Annotated in this window: 18 protein-coding genes; 10 read left to right on the top strand and 8 right to left on the bottom strand. The window is 57.6% G+C overall.

The genetic code is table 11. The features are described from left to right. The first annotated feature begins 4 nt into the window (after window positions 1–4). The 5 genes from GSQ62_RS14650 to GSQ62_RS14630 all read left to right on the top strand — a co-directional run bounded on the left by GSQ62_RS14650 (window position 5) and on the right by GSQ62_RS14630 (window position 4,813). Window positions 5–1,345 (top strand): glycoside hydrolase family 2 TIM barrel-domain containing protein, encoded by a 1,341-nt coding sequence (locus GSQ62_RS14650; protein WP_161890197.1) that lies wholly within the window; start codon window positions 5–7, stop codon window positions 1,343–1,345. Between the two features lie 180 nt (window positions 1,346–1,525). Further along, the gene (locus GSQ62_RS14645) at window positions 1,526–3,373 is read left to right on the top strand and encodes a pyruvate kinase (RefSeq protein ID WP_161890196.1); all 1,848 of its coding nucleotides are present in this window, start codon (window positions 1,526–1,528) and stop codon (window positions 3,371–3,373) included. 170 nt (window positions 3,374–3,543) lie between these two features. Beyond that, entirely contained in the window at window positions 3,544–4,155 is a 612-nt protein-coding gene (locus GSQ62_RS14640) for a DJ-1/PfpI family protein (RefSeq protein ID WP_161890195.1), read from the top strand. A 95-nt stretch (window positions 4,156–4,250) separates the two neighbouring features. Further along, window positions 4,251–4,478, top strand: a complete 228-nt coding sequence (locus GSQ62_RS14635; RefSeq protein ID WP_161890194.1) for a hypothetical protein — start codon at window positions 4,251–4,253, stop codon at window positions 4,476–4,478. Between the two features lie 128 nt (window positions 4,479–4,606). Beyond that, window positions 4,607–4,813 (top strand): YwbE family protein, encoded by a 207-nt coding sequence (locus tag GSQ62_RS14630; RefSeq protein WP_161890193.1) that lies wholly within the window; start codon window positions 4,607–4,609, stop codon window positions 4,811–4,813. A gap of 12 nt (window positions 4,814–4,825) precedes the next feature. Here the strand turns inward: GSQ62_RS14630 and GSQ62_RS14625 are convergent, their stop codons facing one another. Continuing rightward, window positions 4,826–5,035, bottom strand: coding sequence for a four helix bundle protein (locus tag GSQ62_RS14625; RefSeq protein WP_237586646.1), 210 nt, complete (start codon window positions 5,033–5,035; stop codon window positions 4,826–4,828). Between the two features lie 166 nt (window positions 5,036–5,201). Beyond that, entirely contained in the window at window positions 5,202–5,924 is a 723-nt protein-coding gene (gene radC, locus GSQ62_RS14620; RefSeq protein WP_237586644.1) for a RadC family protein, read from the bottom strand. 155 nt (window positions 5,925–6,079) lie between these two features. Here radC and GSQ62_RS14615 point away from each other — a divergent pair, with 155 nt between their 5' ends. The 4 genes from GSQ62_RS14615 to uvsE all read left to right on the top strand — a co-directional run bounded on the left by GSQ62_RS14615 (window position 6,080) and on the right by uvsE (window position 10,041). Then, window positions 6,080–7,312 (top strand): metallophosphoesterase, encoded by a 1,233-nt coding sequence (locus GSQ62_RS14615; protein ID WP_161890192.1) that lies wholly within the window; start codon window positions 6,080–6,082, stop codon window positions 7,310–7,312. A 298-nt stretch (window positions 7,313–7,610) separates the two neighbouring features. Continuing rightward, window positions 7,611–8,135: a hypothetical protein gene (locus GSQ62_RS14610; RefSeq protein ID WP_161890191.1), complete on the top strand. Its 525-nt coding sequence runs from the start codon at window positions 7,611–7,613 to the stop codon at window positions 8,133–8,135. Window positions 8,136–8,334: 199 nt separating this feature from the next. Next, window positions 8,335–8,970 carry a carboxypeptidase-like regulatory domain-containing protein gene (locus GSQ62_RS14605; RefSeq protein ID WP_161890190.1) on the top strand — a complete coding sequence of 212 codons (636 nt, stop codon included), beginning with the start codon at window positions 8,335–8,337 and terminating at the stop codon, window positions 8,968–8,970. Window positions 8,971–9,141: 171 nt separating this feature from the next. Further along, complete coding sequence (gene uvsE / locus GSQ62_RS14600) at window positions 9,142–10,041, top strand: UV DNA damage repair endonuclease UvsE (RefSeq protein ID WP_161890189.1); 900 nt, start codon at window positions 9,142–9,144, stop codon at window positions 10,039–10,041. Here uvsE and GSQ62_RS14595 read toward each other — a convergent pair. From GSQ62_RS14595 to GSQ62_RS14570, 6 genes are all read right to left on the bottom strand, one after another. Further along, a complete protein-coding gene (locus GSQ62_RS14595) occupies window positions 10,038–10,526 on the bottom strand; it encodes a DUF4112 domain-containing protein (protein WP_161890188.1) in 489 nt (162 codons plus the stop codon). The genes uvsE and GSQ62_RS14595 overlap by 4 nt on opposite strands. A gap of 82 nt (window positions 10,527–10,608) precedes the next feature. Next, window positions 10,609–10,827, bottom strand: coding sequence for a hypothetical protein (locus GSQ62_RS14590; protein WP_161890187.1), 219 nt, complete (start codon window positions 10,825–10,827; stop codon window positions 10,609–10,611). Between the two features lie 170 nt (window positions 10,828–10,997). Continuing rightward, a complete protein-coding gene (locus tag GSQ62_RS14585) occupies window positions 10,998–11,285 on the bottom strand; it encodes a hypothetical protein (protein WP_161890186.1) in 288 nt (95 codons plus the stop codon). A 305-nt stretch (window positions 11,286–11,590) separates the two neighbouring features. Next, the gene (locus tag GSQ62_RS14580; protein WP_237586643.1) at window positions 11,591–13,729 is read right to left on the bottom strand and encodes a plastocyanin/azurin family copper-binding protein; all 2,139 of its coding nucleotides are present in this window, start codon (window positions 13,727–13,729) and stop codon (window positions 11,591–11,593) included. 28 nt (window positions 13,730–13,757) lie between these two features. Continuing rightward, entirely contained in the window at window positions 13,758–15,644 is a 1,887-nt protein-coding gene (locus GSQ62_RS14575; RefSeq protein ID WP_161890185.1) for a family 16 glycoside hydrolase, read from the bottom strand. Window positions 15,645–16,164: 520 nt separating this feature from the next. After that, on the bottom strand, window positions 16,165–16,443 hold the full coding sequence (locus GSQ62_RS14570) for a hypothetical protein (RefSeq protein ID WP_161890184.1): 279 nt from the start codon (window positions 16,441–16,443) through the stop codon (window positions 16,165–16,167). A 20-nt stretch (window positions 16,444–16,463) separates the two neighbouring features. Between GSQ62_RS14570 and GSQ62_RS14565 the strand changes: the two genes are divergently transcribed. Then, a complete protein-coding gene (locus GSQ62_RS14565) occupies window positions 16,464–16,718 on the top strand; it encodes a hypothetical protein (protein ID WP_161890183.1) in 255 nt (84 codons plus the stop codon). Window positions 16,719–16,973: the final 255 nt, after the last annotated feature.

Genomic DNA, 16,973 nt, shown 5'->3' with positions numbered 1-16,973 from the left:
ATATATGAAAAATAACCTACCCAAAGCAATTGCCTTTTTGCTCCTCGCGGTGCTGGCACAGGCCTGCTCCAGCACACTGACTAACGACCAGGAGAACGAGCAGCCTGTCGAGAAAAAGGAGGCCGTGCCGATGGAGCCCGTGCGGGTGGAGGTGCGGCAGGAAAACGGTGGTTTCCAACTCTACCGGGGCGGTGAGCCTTACTATATAAAAGGCGCGGGCGGCACCCGGTTCCTCGACCGGCTGGCGGCCTACGGCGGCAACTCCATCCGCACCTGGAGCACCGACAACGCACAGGAGATACTGGACGAAGCCTACCGGAACGGCCTGACCGTGACGCTGGGGCTGGATGTGGGCCGCGAGCGCCACGGCTTCGACTACGACGACCCGGCCGCTGTGGAGCAGCAACTGACAGAACTGCAGAAGGAGGTGGAAAAATACCGGAACCACCCCGCCCTGCTGCTCTGGGGCATCGGCAACGAGCTGAACCTGAACTACACCAACCCGCTGGTGTGGGACGCGGTGAACGACATCGCCAAAATGATTCACGAGGTGGACCCTAACCACCCCACCAGCACCATGCTGGCGGGCATCAACCAACTGGAGGTAGACTATATAAAGGAGAATGTGCCGGAGCTGGATATCCTGGCCATCAATGCCTATGGCGGCTTGCCTGACGTGCCTGCCCGCGTGCGGTCGTTCGGCTGGGAAGGGCCTTATATCATTACCGAGTGGGGCCCTACCGGCCACTGGGAAAGCCAGCACACCTCGTGGGCCGCAGCCGTGGAAGAAACCAGCGGAGAGAAGGCCGCCGTCTACAAAAGTCGCTACGAAAGCACCATGGGACGGGACACGACACACAACCTGGGCTCCTATGTGTTTTTGTGGGGGCAAAAGCAGGAGCGCACGCCCACCTGGTATGGCCTGTTCACCGAAGACGGGAAAGAGACGGAGGTGGTGGATGTGATGCAGTACCTCTGGACGGGCAGCTGGCCCGAGAACCGCGCCCCGCACCTGAAATCCTTGAAGCTGGATGGGAAACAGGCGGAGGATAACATCTTCCTGAAACCCGACAAAAGTTATAACGTGAACGTTGATGTCAGCGACCCCGACAAGGATGAGCTGACCTATAGATATGAGCTGCTCCACGAAAGCACGGACCTGAAAGAGGGTGGCGACCGCGAAGACAGGCCCGACACTGTGCCGGACCGGCTGACCGAAACGGATGGGGACAATGCCAACCTGCAGGCACCCGTGCAGGAAGGCGCTTACCGGCTGTTTGTATATGTGTATGATGGCCACGACAACGTCGCCACGGCCAACATACCCTTTTATGTAAAGAAGTAGCTGCCGCTGCTCCGCCTAATCATATATGAGCAGGCCTATATGGTTAGGCGCAGAAAAGTTCATCACTCAGGCAATTGAATTATATATAACTATCTGAAATATTTCCAAAAATCGGTTTCAAAAGCAAAACCATAGCACAGCATCCCCAGTTTGTATTTTTATCTATAGCCAGGACAATTTATGCAGCAGGATACCACCGAGTTAGAGGCGCTGATTGCGCAAATAGACACTTTGCATGAGGAGGCGATGGCGCTGGAGCAGAAATTTGCCCCGGCCATCGGGCAGGTGCATCCCCACTTCCGGAAAAGCGCCCAGAACCTGCTCCACTACCTGTCGCTGCGCAAGCACGATATACGCAGCCTGCAGGAGAGCCTCTCGCAAAGGGGCCTCTCGTCGTTGGGGCGGGCCGAAGGGCACGTGCTGGCCAGCCTGCAGGCGGTGCGTCACCAGCTTTGCCACCTCAGGGCCTGCGTCCCCGCCGAAAAGCAGCTGGCCGTCTCTTTCCATGAGAACGTGGCGCTACTCGAAGCGAACACCGAGGCGCTGCTGGGCACACAGCCTGAGAAGCGCAGCACCCGCATCATGGTGACCATCCCCAGCGAGGCGGCAGAAAACTACGAGCTCCTGCCCCGCCTGCTCCGGGCTGGCATGAACTGCGCCCGCATCAACTGCGCCCACGACAACGAGGCCACCTGGCTGCAGATGGTGCAGCTTATACACCAGGCCGAAAAAGAGACGGGCATCCCCTGCAAAATCCTCATGGACCTGATGGGGCCGAAACTGCGCACCGGCCCCCTGAAAGAAGGCCCCAAACTCGTCACCATCCGGCCCACGCAGAACAACCTGGGCCAGACCACCGAGGCGGCCAAAGTGTGGCTGGCCCCGGCGGATGTGCCGCCCCCTAAAAACACAGACGCCTGGCTGCCTGTGCAGGCAGAGTGGCTGGCGCAACTGCAGGAGAACGACCGGATAGTTTTCACCGACACGCGCGGCCGCAAGCGCGCCCTCTCGTTGATGCGGAAAGAAGGGCGCGGCGTTATCGCCCATCTCTTCAAATCGTCTTACATCACCACGGGCATGAAGCTGCACATCAAGAACAAGGCCGTGGCGCAGCGTACCACCGAGGTAGGTGAACTGCCCCCCACCTTCGCGCCCATCATCCTCAAGAAAGACAACCTGCTGGTGCTGACCCGCGAGCTCACCCCCGGCGAGCCCGCCCGCTACGATGACAAAGGCCACGTGGTGCAGCCCGCCCATATATCCTGCACCCTGCCCGAGGTGTTTACCCAGGTAAAAGAAGGCCAGCCCATCCTGTTTGACGACGGCAAGATAGAGGGGCAGATACAGGAAGTCAGCAAGGCCCAACTGGTGGTGAAGATAACCTACGCCAGCGATAAGGGCAGCAAGCTGCTCCACGACAAGGGCATTAACCTGCCGGAAAGCAAAATCCGGCTGAACGGCATGACGGACAAGGACAAAGAGGACCTGAAGTTCATCGTCCGGCACGCTGACATCGTCAACTTCTCGTTTGTGAACCGGGTGGAGGACGTGGAGGTGCTGCACCGCGAGTTGCAGGAACTGGATGCGAAGGACGTCGGCGTGATGCTGAAGATAGAGACAAAAGAAGGCTTCCGGAACCTGCCGCACCTGCTGCTGGCCGTGATGAGGGGCTACCCGGCCGGCATCATGATTGCCCGCGGCGACCTGGCCGTGGAGTGCGGCTGGCTGCGGCTGGCCGAGGTGCAGGAAGAGATTCTGTGGCTGTGCGAGGCGGCGCACATGCCGGTGGTGTGGGCCACGCAGGTGCTGGAGACGCTGGCCAAGAAAGGGCGCCCGTCCAGGGCCGAGATTACGGACGCGGCCATGGCCCAGCGCGCCGACTGCGTAATGCTGAACAAGGGCCCGCACGTGGTGCAGGCCATCGAGTTGCTCCACGACATACTCGTGCGCATGCAGGAGCACCAGCACAAGAAAACATCGATGCTGCGCAGCCTGCACGTGTCGGACCTGGAGAACCAGACGAGTTAGCATTCTTCCGGCAGCAGCGGCCTTTCCGCTGATGCCGGAAGGCATATACAACTGCATTTCAAGACGATATACTGTACTTTCTGAAAATTTTTATATACCTTGGCGAACTTCAGTGCTGCCCTGCCTGACAGCGGGTGCTGCCCGCTTGGTAAACATAACGGATATATACGATGGGAAATTCAAAGAAAATCCTGTTCCTTACAGGTGATTTCGCAGAAGACTACGAAACCATGGTTCCTTTCCAGATGCTCCTGATGGTGGGCTACGAGGTCCACGCCGTGTGCCCGGACAAGAAAAAGGGCGACACCATCAAGACGGCCATCCACGATTTTGAGGGCGACCAGACCTACACCGAGAAACCGGGCCACAACTTCCAGCTCAATTACGCTTTCTCTGATATAAACCCTGCCGACTACGAGGGGCTGGTGATTGCCGGGGGCCGCGCCCCCGAGTACCTGCGCCTGAACCAGCAGGTGCTCGACCTCGTGCGCTACTTCGCGGAAAACAACAGGCCGCTGGCCGCTGTGTGCCACGGCATCCAGATACTGACGGCTGCCCGCGTGGTGGAAGGGCGTCGCCTGACGGCTTATCCTGCCGTTGCCCCGGAGGTGGAGCTGGCTGGCGGCACGTATGTAACCGTGGAGGCCACCGAGGCGGTGGTGGACGGCAACTTCGTGACCTCGCCTGCCTGGCCCGGCCACCCCAAATTTATCCGCGCTTTCCTGGACGTGCTCGGCACGAAGATAGTGCTGGGCCAAGCTGCCGGCGCAGCGTCTGTATAAAAGAGTACTGTCACTTTCCGAATATCATATATACCTGCTCTGGCGCCACCTGCCGGGGCGGGAATAAGGCTGTTGTTTCACTAAAACGTAGTCTGATGAAAGACAGAAACTTTGAGAAAATGCTTTACAAACTCGCTGCGCTGCTGGTGCTGAGCGGAATCGCCATCCGGCTGTTCATCCTCCCGGACAATTTAGTGGGCTTGTACCTGACGCTCTCGGGTCTTATAACGGGCGTGGCGGCCATCTTCCTGCACATGAAGCATATAAACGAGCTGGAACAGCAGCAGGCGTCTCTGAAGGAAAAGCAGCTGAAGAATAATTAAACACCCGGAGTACTTCGGCTCTCCTGCCGCAGCGGCACAAAAACACTGCAAGCGCTTAGGTTGGAGCAGGAAACGCAACAGACTCCCACAGGCATCCTTGCGCCCTCAGGAGAATACACCAAGCATATATGGACGGAAGAAAACGCGCGAACATCAGGCCCGGCCTGCACGTACGCATCGTGCTGAAAGAAGACCAGCGCACGGGGCACCTCACCGAGGGCTATGTGCAGGACATCCTCACCAACTCGCCCACCCACCCCCACGGCATCAAAGTAAAGCTGGAAACCGGCGAGGTTGGCCGCGTGAAAGAGATACTTTCTGAGTCAGAGAGTTGAAAAGTTTGGGAGTTAGAGAGTTGCTTTCTTATTTGTGGATGATTTTCTGATGCTGGACAGGATGGCCGTTAACTCTGTCGCTTCCTGCTTTAAGTGCGCCAAACGCTGCGCCGGCACAATGCCTGACTCCTCCAGCACGACACCTACCTTGGCGGCGAATTCAGCTGTAGAGCTTGCGCGGCAGGCCGCACGATAATTGGCAGCCACGGAGGAGCTTAGCACAGCAACTGTTTTCCCAGTAGCTGCGCCTCAGCTTTGTTTGGCAGCGCCTGAAAAAGCTTTATCACGCGCATCGCAAAATTATTGGTGCGCAGTTTAAATCCTTCCGCAAAAGCATAGTTGCTCCCCCTCTCCCCACTCATAAATCTAACTTTTCTAACTTTCTAACTCACAATACCCCTTCATCTGCGAAGCTGTAGTAGTCGTTGTCGGTGAAAATGAGATGGTCCAGCACGGGCAGGTCCAGGAACTGGCCGGCTTCCTTCATTTTCTTGGTGAGTGCGATGTCGGCGGCGCTGGGCTTGAGGTTGCCACTCGGGTGGTTGTGTACCAGGATGAGTGAGCTTGCCAACTGCTCGATGGCCTTCTTGAAAATCATCTTTGGGTCAGCCACCGTGCCCGCCACGCCTCCCGAGCTGACGCTCTCCTTCTTCATCACCACATTCGCCCGGTTCAGCAGTATCACCCAAAACTCCTCGTGGGGCAGGTCGAGCAACTGCGGCTTGATGTAGTTATAGATGTCTGTGGAGCAGGTGATGCGGGTTTTGGCCGCAGCGGCCGTCTCTTTGCGGCGGCGGCCGAGTTCCAGCGCACTCACAATGGATATGGCCTTCGCCTCCCCGATGCCCGGGTGCTTTGTCAGGTCCTTCACCGTCAGCTTCGCCAGCTCGTTCAGGTCGTTGCCCACGGCGGATAGGATAATTTTGCCCACGTCCACCGCCGTTAGTTTGGTAGTGCCCGAGCCAATGAGGATGGCGATCAGTTCGGCGTCGCTCAGGGCGGCTTTGCCTTTCAGTAGCAGTTTCTCGCGTGGGCGGTCTTCCTCAGCCCAGGTTTTGATGTTGAGCAGCGGCTTGTAAGGCGCAATGGCAGTGGATTCGTTCTCTTTCACTTGCGGTACAGATTTTGGTATTCAGGAGATGTCTGTGCAAGTAATTTCGATATAAATTAGTTCAGTGCAGGCCAGTATAATTTTAATCCTAACGCAGAAAAACAGGAACCCCGCCGCTGCAACAAAAGCAGGCCGCGCCGGTTCTTCACGCATATATGAGAAGTTTGATAACCTCCGGGACAGTCGTGCTGTTCCTTTTCCTGGTGGACCTGTACGTGTTTCAGGCCATCAAAACCGTGACCCAGAACCTCGACCCCACGGCGCAGCGGGTTATATACTTCCTGTTCTGGGCCGTATTCGCCGTTACGGCAGTCACCTTTGTACTGGGCTCCGCTACGCGCGGCACGCCGCCCAGCGCCTACAAAACCTACCTGGCCAGCACGCTTTTCATCATCTTTGCCTCCAAGCTGGTGGTGGTGCTGTTTCTGTTGGTGGATGACACCGTGCGCATTGGCCGCATCGCCTTTCACTACGCCAGCAGCGACACCGCCTTCGACCCCTCGCGCAACAAGTTCCTGAGCCAGATGGGGCTTCTGGTGGCAGCTGTCCCGTTCACAGCCTTTATATATGGCATGGTAAAGGGCGCCTATGATTACCAGGTGAAGCGCATCACGCTGAAGTTCCCGAACCTGCCGCAGGCCTTCGACGGGTACAAAATCCTGCAGATATCGGACCTGCACACCGGTAGCTTCACTTCTACGGAGCCGCTGCAGGAGGCGGTGCGGCTGATAAACAAGCAGGAGGCCGACCTGGTGTTTTTCACCGGCGACCTGGTGAACAACCAGGCCGCTGAGGTGCAACAACACATCGGCACGCTGAAGGACATAAAGGCCAAGGCGGGCGTATTCTCGGTGCTGGGCAACCACGACTACGGCGACTATGTGACCTGGCCGAGCCCGGAGGCAAAGCGCGACAACCTGCGCACCCTGATTGACAGCCACGGCCGGATGGGTTGGCAGATACTGATGAACGAGCACCGCATGATTGAAAAGGACGGTGAAAAAATTGCAGTGCTGGGGGTGGAGAACTGGGGCAACCGGGCTGGCTTCCCGAAATACGGCCGCCTGGAGCAGGCCTACGCTGGCACCGAGGGTTCGCCGTTCAAGGTGCTCCTCTCCCACGACCCTTCGCACTGGGACGGCGAAATCAACCAGAAGTATAATGACATTGACCTGACGCTGTCGGGGCACACGCACGGCATGCAGTTTGGCGTGAACATACCCGGCTGGAAGTGGAGCCCGGTGCAGTACGTGTACAAGCAGTGGGCGGGGCTCTACAAAAAAGGGCGCCAGCACCTGTACGTCAACACGGGCCTCGGCTTCCTGGGCTACCCCGGCCGCGTCGGTTTCCTGCCCGAGATTACGGTCTTCGAGCTGAAGAAGGCCTGAAGTAAAGTAGCCCATATATAGCAAAAGCGCCAGCCTAACCAACTGGCGCTTTTGCTATATATGGTTGCTGCATTGGTGTCCGGATATAGGGACAAGCAACCCTAGGCTTCGGGCGCAGGCGCAGCTGCGAACCGGTAGGCGAGTCTTCTCTGTTTCTCCGCTGGATAATATCCCCTCGCCCTCCGCTGATAAAAGGCGCTAACCAGATTAGGTCCGGTTCGTAAAACAGAAGGTGCCGCCTTTCGGGTCTATTTCAGCCTGGGCGTGCCACCTATATATAAAACAGACAAACCGAACTATGAAGAAAATACTCTATCCGCTGTTAGCTTTCAGTACGCTTTTATTTACTGCCACCTCCTGTTCCGAAGACCGGGGAACCACCACCGAAGTCGCGGAATCCAATGACGACGAGAGCGTGGACCCGGACCACATCCGGGGCTACGGTGATGCCGAGCCGGGCGGAACTCCGCCCGCAGACCCTGTGGCCGGCCAGATGTACGGCTTCGATATAGACAAGCTGAGCGGCGAGATGAAAACTGACCTGGGCATAAATGATGACATCGCCGCCGAGATGGTGCGTGTTTACTACGACCGCAACAGGCAGCTGAGCGAGTTGGAGCAGCGCCTGCAGGCTGACGCCAACGCTGCGGGGGCCGACATGGAGGCAGAGCGCAAGCGCATTGAGGACGAAACGGACAGGCAGGTGCAGGACATCCTGACGCCGGAGCAATACGAAACATATCAGCAGAACCGCGAAAAGTATAACACCTCGGCCACAACCGGCGGCGCTGCGGAAGCCGACACTCCCGCTTCTGAAGAATAAGCGCTTAAAAGACCTGGCCTTCTGGTTCATCGGCAGAAGCCTGCAGCACTGGCCGCTGCGGGCTTCTGTTGGTTTTAGCCGTTTTATATTTACTTTTACAGACGCCGCTGTTTTTCCGGAGGCTGGCATACTTTTTGGCCTCCCCGAGCGTATTTAAGTAGTTCTATATATAGCCGCTACTGCTGCATCCACTGTATTCATGCTCCGACACCCCCTGCTTTACCTTGCTGCCCTGCTGCTCCTGTGCTGTAGCCTTCCCGCTCAGGCCCAGAAGACTACCCGGCTAAGCGGCACGGTGCTGAAGCCGGACAAGGCGACGCCTGTGCCCGGTGCCACGGTTGTCAAAACGAACACCAATCTGGGGGTAGTTTCGGATGAGGAGGGCCGCTTTGTCATTGATGTGGGGCAGAAAGACACGCTGCTGATACGTGCGCTGGGCTTTAAGCCGCTCCTGTACCTGCCCAGCAAGCTGCCTGTGTCTGAGCTGCGCGTCACGATTGTGCTGCAGGAAGACAGCGTGATGCTGGGGGAGGTAGAGGTAACCAGCCGTCCATCGCAGGAGATGATAGACCGCGCGCTGCGCAACATGAAGCGCGAGGCCACGAGCCAGGCCAAACGGCCGGGCTATATACCCGGTCTGGAGCCGCCCCCGCCGCCGCCAGCCCCCGCGCCCACCATTGCCAGCCCCATCGGCCTGCTGTATGATACGTTTTCGAAAGAGGGCAAGGAGCGGCGCAAGGTGGAGGAGTTGAAAAGGCGGCAGGAACTGGAGGAGAAACTGAAGGAGGAGGACGATTACAACCGCTTTTTCAAGGACAACACGGGGTATGAGTAACAGCGAGGCCTGCTTCTGTAAAAGCAGGCTTCGCTGTTACAATGAGTTTATATATAGCCTGCGGCTTAAATCATACAGCAGAAAAATCAGGCCGCTCACCGGCGCGTCCCGGGAAGGCCGTCAAACAATGTCTTTCTCCGTTAGTTATGCCTGTACCAAACCGAACCCCGCATGAAAATCGGATACCCCTGCATCAACCAAACCCTCGACTGTAGCTCTTCCCGCACCTTTCGCCTCGCCTCTTACTCAGAGGAGCGCCTGGTAGCGGCGGTGGAGCAGAACCTCGCCTGCCTGCGCCGCATCCTGGAGTACAACGTGCAGCACGGGCTGTTCTTCTTCCGGCTTACCTCGGGCCTGGTGCCGTTTGCGTCGCACGAGGTGAACACTTACAATTGGCAGGAGCACTTTAAGACGGACTTACAGGAACTGGGCAGCTATATCCGAAGCAACAACATGCGCATCTCCATGCACCCCGACCAGTTTGTGGTGCTCAACTCCCCGAATGGGCAGACGGTCAAGAACAGCATCGCCGAGCTGGTATACCAGGGGAGTATATTGGATTTGATGGGCCTGGACACTACAGCCAAACTACAGATACACGGCGGCGGGGCCTACGGCGACAAGTCCGCGGCCATTCGGCGCTTCGCCAAGGTGTACCACACCCGCTTGCCGGAGGCTGTGAAAGCCCGCCTCTGCGTGGAGAACGACGACCGCACCTACTCGCTGCAGGATTGCCTGCAACTGCACGAGGAGACGGGCATGCCTGTTATCTTCGACAATTTCCATCATGAGTGCGTGAACAACGGTGAGCCGATGCGTGAGGCCGTGGCAATGGCCGCCAGCACCTGGCATCCGGAAAAGGACGGGATTCTGATGATGGACTACTCCTCGCAGGCCCCGAACGAACGCCGGGGCAAGCACGTGCAAAGCATAGAGGAACAGCTGTTCCACGATTTTCTGGCCGAGACCGAGGGCCTGGACATGGACATTATGCTGGAGATAAAAGACAAAGAGGAGAGTGCCCTGAAGGCTGTGGCACTGGCACGGTCACTGGGCCGGGTGCCTGCCTAAAATATCAGCTGGTACAGCCACTCCAGCAGTTCCCACATGGCCCACAACAGGAGCAGGAAGACCAGCAGCACCCCTACCGCCGCTGCCACAACAATGTTTTTGCCGCTTCCCTGGTATTTCCCCTCCTCGTAGTGGCGTTGGAGCAGTTTCACGTTGCGGTCGTTGGCTTTGTAGGCAAAGTCGAAGATGTTGCCCAGCACCGGAATACTCCCGATGATGGTGTCCAGCGCCAGGTTCACGAGCATAAGGGCCACTACTTTGCCGCTCGCGCCGTAGCGCGCAATCGTCAGCACGATGCTGGCAGACATGGCGAAAGAGGCCAGGTCTCCGGCCACGGGCAGCAGGCCCAGCAAGGGGTCCAGCCCGAAGCGGAACTTCGTGCCCGGCAGCACGAACTGGTCATCCATCAGGCGGGCCATGGAATTAACCCATTTCAGCCGCTCCGACTGCGGGGTGCGGGTGTAGCGCAGGTTCTCTTTCGACATATACGCGCTTATACGGGAGCAGCGGCCGAAAGGTGCGGGCGGCCCGCTCGGCTATATGGTGCCTCCTGCGGCCTGCGCCGCTTTAGTTCCTTCGCCTCTTCCTGAAGGCCTTGTTCCGCTGCTTGCCCAGACTCTTGCCGTTGTTCCACCGTTTGTTCCTGCTCTCAGCGCGGCCGTCGTCGAAGCGCATGCTGCGTCCGTTATCGTCTACCACAATGGCTTTTCTACCTCTTAAGGGTGAGCAGGACATCGCCAGTGCCGCCAGCACCAGCAACATCAGGATTTGCTTGGTTACGCTCATAAAGGATGTGCCTGTTTAACAAAAAAGCTTCAGGGCCTCATAACGTATATCAATTAAAAAAATATATATAAATATCCAAATAGGACTACATCCTATATAACCGGATACAGGAACGGGCTGCAAAAGCTTTTTTAGAGCTTCTGCAGCCCGTTTGTGGCAACTAAACAACGCTACTTTTTCTTGCCTTTCTTTGCGTTGCCTCCCTTGGCGCCCTTCCCTTTTTTAGCTTTGGTGTGCCCCGGGTTTGTCGTGTTAGGGTGATGTGGGTTGTTCGGATTTTTGTACCAGCCCTTGTGCAGCCCGTTGTCTTTATGTCCGCTTGCGGTGCGGGCGTGTCTAGTGTCTTCGATGACGATGACTTTGCCCGTGCGGGACGGTTGCCTTCTGGAGCCGGCACAGGAGACCAGGCTAATTACGGCCCCTGCCAGCAGGAGACCCTTGATACATGTAAACTTCATATACAGACGCTGAATTAGTGCGGCAATATAGCTGAAAAAATAGTGCAGGAGTGATTGCCTCCATCGTTCTCCCGCAATTATCATCCCCAGGAAAAACTGTTGCAGCACCAGGCTATAAATAGAGGCGCTCAGGGCATGGAAGTGGAGAAAACAAGAAGGCCCGCAGCGCTTCCGCTACGGGCCTTTCTATATGACAGCCAGCTTCTCTCAGCCCTTACAGGCCGGATTTTACAGGCACATATGAGCTGCGTTCTTTGCAGGGGGGAGACAGGCCTGCGGCGGTACACAGCCTTTAGTGGCTGCTACTACTCCACCACCTTCAGCGTGCCCTGCATCACGTAAAAGTGCCCCGGCACCGTACAGACGTAGGTGTACTCACCAGGTTTGTCAGGCGCCACGAAGTAGATGGCTTCCGTCTCGCTGGGCTGCAGCAATTTGGTATGGTACAGCAACTTGTCTGTCTGGGGGATATAGTTTTTCTCCTGCCCTTCCAGGCCCAGTTTCATCGCCATTTCGCCTACCTCTATGGCAGTGCCCGGCATCACTATCACAAAATTGTGCAGCATGTCGTCGTTGTTGTGGAACACCACTTTCACCTTGCTGCCCGCTTTCACGCGAATCTGCGCAGGGTCGAACTTCAGTCCGGGCTTGGTGCCCAGGTTGATGGTGATATCAGCCTCTTTCGTCCAGGAGGCTGGCTTTTCGGTTACGCGCTTGGCCTGTTTGGCAGCGGCTGGTTTCGAAGCGGCGGCTTTGCTGGCAGTGGCCGTCTTTGTGGCAGCCGGTGTTGCTTTGGCGGCGGAGGCCATGGCCGTATGGTTGTGCGCAGGCGCTGCAACGGCCAGCTTTTCCCCGTCCGGGAACTGGTTGAGTGTGTAGTAGCCTACCTGGTGCAGCAGGGGCTTGCCGTCGGCGGTGCGCACTCCCTCTGCCGTGATCTCATGGATATAGCCCTCACGCAGCCCGTCCACCACCAGGCGGGCTTTCAACCCGTCTTCCGACACCACCACGGCGCGCACGGCGCATTTCTCGCTGTTGATGACGGGGCTGCCGTACGCGGCCTGGTACTTATAGTTGAACCCAGTCACCTTATAGGCCGATGGGTCGGCCGCCAGTTTCCGGTCGACGGGAAGCGTGTACTCTATCTCAAAGCCGTCCGACATGGCGCGCACGGTCTTCATCTCGAAAGGCGTTTTGCCGGTCCAGACGAGGCGCTGCAGGCCGAAGAGTTCTTTTCCGGTAGAGGACCAGCCCCGGCTCGTCATGCCGCTGAACATGGAGCCGTCGCTGCCCCATATCAGGCGAAGGATGCCGGAGGAGAAGCCTTCCCGGAAAGGAAACACCACGCCCTGGTACTGCCCCTTCACCTTCTCCAGCGCCACCCGCATAACTTTGCTCTGCCCCTGGTCTCCGACAAAAAACTGGTTGGCGAAAGGCCCGAACTTTCCGCCTGTGTCGTCATTCAGCATGCCGGAGGTGGAGATGCCCAGGATGCCGTGCGGCAACCAGACGGCCGGTGGCTTCAGGGCGTCCACCCGCTTGGCCACGTCGTACAGCGGCTCCCCGGTGTTGGGGATGTCCTCTGGCTTCAGGTCGATGGCGGCGCCGGGCAGGTCTGACCAGCGAAGGCTCTCGGCGTTGCCCGCAAAATCGCCTTTTTCGAGGTGTGTGATGCGGCCCGAGCCTACCCAATCACCCTGGTTTTCGCTGTAGAACACGTCACCGGCCTCGTTCATGGCAAAACTGGAAGGCGAGCGCAAGCCCGAGGCATAAGGCGTCATTTGCCCGTCCGGGGTAATTTCAAGCATCCAGCCGCGCCACGGCACCAGGCTCACCCCGTGCCCCAGGCTGTTGCTCCAGCCCAGGTTCAGGGTCACCAGCATGTTGCCGTTCGGCTTGAACAGCGGCCCGTAGGAGTACTCATGGTAGTTGCCCGACAGTGGCCAGGAATAAACTTTGTCGTAGGCGTCGGCTTCACCGTCGCCATCGTTGTCGCGGAGACGCGTGAGTTCGCTGCGCTGGGTCACGTAGATGTCGCCGTCCTTGTAGGCGAGCCCCAGCGGCTCATGCAGCCCGTAGGCAAAGCGCTTGTAGGTGGGCTGGGCGTTGCCCGAGATATTGGGGTTGGAGATAATCCATACCTCCCCCCGGCGGGTGCAGGCCGCTATGCTGCCATCCGGCAGCGTCGCCATGCCCCCGACCTCCAGAATCACGCCTTCCGGTATCGGCAGCGAGATAAGTTTGTAGAAATCGTCCTCCACTTCCGGAATCGCCTCGGCCTGCTCCAGCCCTTTGGCCGCCGGGGCAGGTTGTTTGCTTCCTGTTTCGGGGTTAACCTTGGTTTTTTTCTGCGCCACGGCAGGCTGCCCAACCATCGCCAGCAAGCAGGCAGCAACAAATGCGGCCTTTGTGAGGCGTGTCATCGATACTATATAGATTTCCATGATGTTATTTTCTCCTGTTGCCTGAAGCTTACCAAACGATGATATACTGTACCTCCGCCGTGCCATTTTTGGCTTCCACGGGCAGCAGCAGTTCTTTCCTGTTCCCGGCCGTCTTGCGGATCACAGGCTTCGCCCTGCGCGGCAATTCTATCAGGTATTCCTTGTCGTTGATGGCGTAAAGACCGTTGGGCAGTTTTCTAATCTCGCTTCCCTCGGCCACTCTGCACCACAGTTCGCCCTGCTCCTGCCCGGGCACCACCGTCAGGGTATGCCCCAGCTTCCGGCCTTGCTCACTCACCTCGAACTTCTCCCGCACGCTGGCGGCACCCAAAGTGTATTTGAAAGTGGGCTGGCCGCTCTTGTCCATCTCATACCCAAGGTAGTTGTATGCCGCGCTGGAGTCGGGCCAGGCGGCATTCCCGTCGCGCAGGATGGCCAGGGTGGGCTTGCCGGCAAGGGCAATCACGCTGCCCAGCGGCACCGCCAGCTGGCTCTCGCCGCGGCCGTGCCACATCGGGGTGGTCTCCATGAAGTTGCCGCGCCAGAACTGCAGGAAGTCGCCGGTGCCCAGGTCTACTGTATAATTCGCCCCGCCGGGCTCCCCCACCGATATGGTGTGGGTTCGTTTCTCGCCGTCGTGCTCGATAAAGCTCCTGAGCATCACCGGTTCTTTATCGGCCAGCACCATAATGGCACCGACGGGCTCCACGGCACGCAGGGGGGTGTTCAGGGCTGTGCGGGGCACGCCTGCTCCCTCCACCGAAAGGGTAAAATTGTTGCTTTGGGCGTACCAGTACCCGAAGTTCTTCAGGTAAGAGAGTTCGATCGGGTGCTCACCCGCCTCCAGTTGCACCATAGCTGAGGCATCGCCGTGCTCGCCGTCTATCGCTATCACCTTCTTTCCGCCGATGACCAGTTCGCCTGCGCCGTTCGGCCGCTCGGGGTAGTTGTTGTCCTCGGGTATCCAGTCCAGCTTCAGGTTGAAGAGGTACTCGCCGGTGCGCGGTATGTGGATGGTGCCGTTTATCTTCCCGCCAAACTGGTCTCTGGTGCCGGAGCCCTGGTGGGCCAGCGCCCGGATATCCGTCACCCGCACCGGCGTCAGCGTGTCGAAGGCGGCTACACCTTTCACATCGCCCTCATAGGCCTTCAGCGTCAGCCCCGTCAGGGCTACAGGCTCAGTGCCGAACGATTTGTAACGGATGTTGCGGATCGCCACGCGGCCGTGGTCGCCCTGTATCATCAGCGGGCCCAGCGGCTGCTCGTCCTGAAAGGCAGCGGCGCGCGTCGGGCCCGTCACTTCCACATTCTCATGGATCATCACCCCGTTGTGGATGACCTGCACAAACACGGCATTCGCTGTTTTCTGTCCCTGTTCGTTAAAGCGCGGCGCCCTGAACACGATCTTGTAGTGCTGCCACAGGCCGGGTGCTTTGCTCACGTTCACGGCGGGGGCGTGGCCCTCGTAGCCTTTCCTGTTCCCGGGGCGGTTTTCGTCCCAGCGCTCATATATGGCGCCGCAGTCCTGGGCCGTCGGGTTTTGCACGCCCCAGCTGTCGAAAAGCTGCACCTCGTAGCGCCCCTGCAGGTATATGCCGGAGTTCGAGCCTTTGTCCATCATAAAGTCAAGCTCCAGTTCTAGGTCGCCGTGCTCCATTTTGGTGAGCAGGTTGTCCTTGCTCTTCTCAGACGGGTCGTTCACCAGCACGCCGGTGCCTTCCTGCAGCTTCCCTTTGCCTGCCTTCCGCAGGTCATAGTACACATCGCCTGCCAGCTTCCAGTTGCCTGCTGTGGGCCGGAAAGCATCCAGGTTTTGAAGGGGGATGGTGTTGTCGGGTAATTCTCTTGTCTGCGCCGCGCCCGTAAAGCCAGCGAGCACCAGAAACAGGAGAACCGCAAATGTATGGTATCTCATAGAAGCGTTTGTAAGACACATAATTTAAAGAAAGTGTAAATCTAAAGCAATTAAGCACAAGTAAAAATAGCGATTTCGGACGGAAATACGGCGGAGGGATTTATAGCCCTGCAACGGGGGCAACCGGAGGCCGTCTGGCGTGCATGCAGAGCAGTGCGCTTTTTCCTGTAATTGCCCATTCGCTGCAATGGCATGAGATATGGCCCATATAGGAAGCACCTGCCGCAACTGATGGTTGCAATCGGGAACACCCCGGAATGCGGGGCTGTTTCATCAGCAAGGGCAATCTGTATATGGTGCGCGCGTCCCTGCCCGTTAACGGCCCTGCCCGCTGGAAGAGCTGTCTTAAGCCTCCTGCCATACGGGCCCGCAAAGGCACAAGGGCGGGGCCATACAAGCATCAGAACACCGGAAGAGGGTATCGGGAGGAAGGGTGGCTCGGCAAAAGGAAAAGGCCCGCGGCGTTCACTCCACGGGCCTTTAAATCAACCTTTTCATTTAACTTAATCAGATACCTGCACTACATACTCCCATCTATATATAAAGGTTTAGATAAACGGGGAATATATTTTTCAACATACTCATACTTTTCATTTATCCGCTGACAATGAGCAAGTAAAAGAATAAATAAAAACAAATTGACCAGCGGTTGCGGCACGCATGTTGCAACCAGCGCGCCATGCAGCGTATAAACAAGAAAGGCACTGCCCTGGCGCCTAGCACAGCAGGAGTAAAAACGGGGCGCGGCCCGCGCATCTTTTTCAATTTTATGCAGGCCAAATGCGTTATCTAAAGGCACGGCCCGTCACACCCACCATTATGGACTTACACCAATTCAACCAGCAACCCCTGGAGCAGCGTGCGGGCATCCTGACGAGGCAGGGCACCTTTCTGGCTGTGCGGCACAGGTCGCAGTACGTGATATGCCTATACCACATGAACCAGTTTTTTGCGGAACTGTGGTACGAGCCCAGGCGTCACGAGTTTGTGCTGGCGCGCGGACTGCAAAATGGGGTATACCTCGAGCCATACCTGGAGCTGATCAGCCTCACTGAAATTTCGGCGCGCTTTTGAGGTTAGCCATATATCCTGGTGCCCGCGCGCCCCTAATCTCCAGGCATGCCGTGCGGCCGCTAGCTCCTCTCCCTGCCCGTTACAGCCACCGACTACCGCTGTTGCACCATCAAAATAGGGCAAAAAAGGCTGTTCCTTCATAATTAATAGTGCTAATGCTTGTTTATGTCAGTATTTATAATAAAATTGACTAAAATCATGCATTTTGTCAATCAGCGGGTTTTGGCCTTAATCCTTTTTGATTTGAAACCTTTC

It is taken from the genome of Pontibacter russatus, from assembly GCF_009931655.1.
GTDB lineage: Bacteria > Bacteroidota > Bacteroidia > Cytophagales > Hymenobacteraceae > Pontibacter > Pontibacter russatus.
This window is presented reverse-complemented; position numbering and strand designations above follow the sequence as displayed.

What these genes read in the sequence shown, in the direction of transcription:
- GSQ62_RS14630 (WP_161890193.1), top strand. Translation starts at nt 4,607, where the DNA reads ATGGACGGAAGAAAACGCGCGAACATCAGGCCCGGCCTGCACGTACGC.
- uvsE (WP_161890189.1), top strand. Translation starts at nt 9,142, where the DNA reads ATGAAAATCGGATACCCCTGCATCAACCAAACCCTCGACTGTAGCTCT.
- GSQ62_RS14590 (WP_161890187.1), bottom strand. Translation starts at nt 10,827, where the DNA reads ATGAGCGTAACCAAGCAAATCCTGATGTTGCTGGTGCTGGCGGCACTG.
- GSQ62_RS14595 (WP_161890188.1), bottom strand. Translation starts at nt 10,526, where the DNA reads ATGTCGAAAGAGAACCTGCGCTACACCCGCACCCCGCAGTCGGAGCGG.
- GSQ62_RS14615 (WP_161890192.1), top strand. Translation starts at nt 6,080, where the DNA reads ATGAGAAGTTTGATAACCTCCGGGACAGTCGTGCTGTTCCTTTTCCTG.
- GSQ62_RS14585 (WP_161890186.1), bottom strand. Translation starts at nt 11,285, where the DNA reads ATGAAGTTTACATGTATCAAGGGTCTCCTGCTGGCAGGGGCCGTAATT.
- GSQ62_RS14610 (WP_161890191.1), top strand. Translation starts at nt 7,611, where the DNA reads ATGAAGAAAATACTCTATCCGCTGTTAGCTTTCAGTACGCTTTTATTT.
- GSQ62_RS14580 (WP_237586643.1), bottom strand. Translation starts at nt 13,729, where the DNA reads ATGGAAATCTATATAGTATCGATGACACGCCTCACAAAGGCCGCATTT.
- GSQ62_RS14575 (WP_161890185.1), bottom strand. Translation starts at nt 15,644, where the DNA reads ATGAGATACCATACATTTGCGGTTCTCCTGTTTCTGGTGCTCGCTGGC.
- GSQ62_RS14645 (WP_161890196.1), top strand. Translation starts at nt 1,526, where the DNA reads ATGCAGCAGGATACCACCGAGTTAGAGGCGCTGATTGCGCAAATAGAC.
- GSQ62_RS14635 (WP_161890194.1), top strand. Translation starts at nt 4,251, where the DNA reads ATGAAAGACAGAAACTTTGAGAAAATGCTTTACAAACTCGCTGCGCTG.
- GSQ62_RS14650 (WP_161890197.1), top strand. Translation starts at nt 5, where the DNA reads ATGAAAAATAACCTACCCAAAGCAATTGCCTTTTTGCTCCTCGCGGTG.
- GSQ62_RS14565 (WP_161890183.1), top strand. Translation starts at nt 16,464, where the DNA reads ATGGACTTACACCAATTCAACCAGCAACCCCTGGAGCAGCGTGCGGGC.
- GSQ62_RS14605 (WP_161890190.1), top strand. Translation starts at nt 8,335, where the DNA reads ATGCTCCGACACCCCCTGCTTTACCTTGCTGCCCTGCTGCTCCTGTGC.
- GSQ62_RS14640 (WP_161890195.1), top strand. Translation starts at nt 3,544, where the DNA reads ATGGGAAATTCAAAGAAAATCCTGTTCCTTACAGGTGATTTCGCAGAA.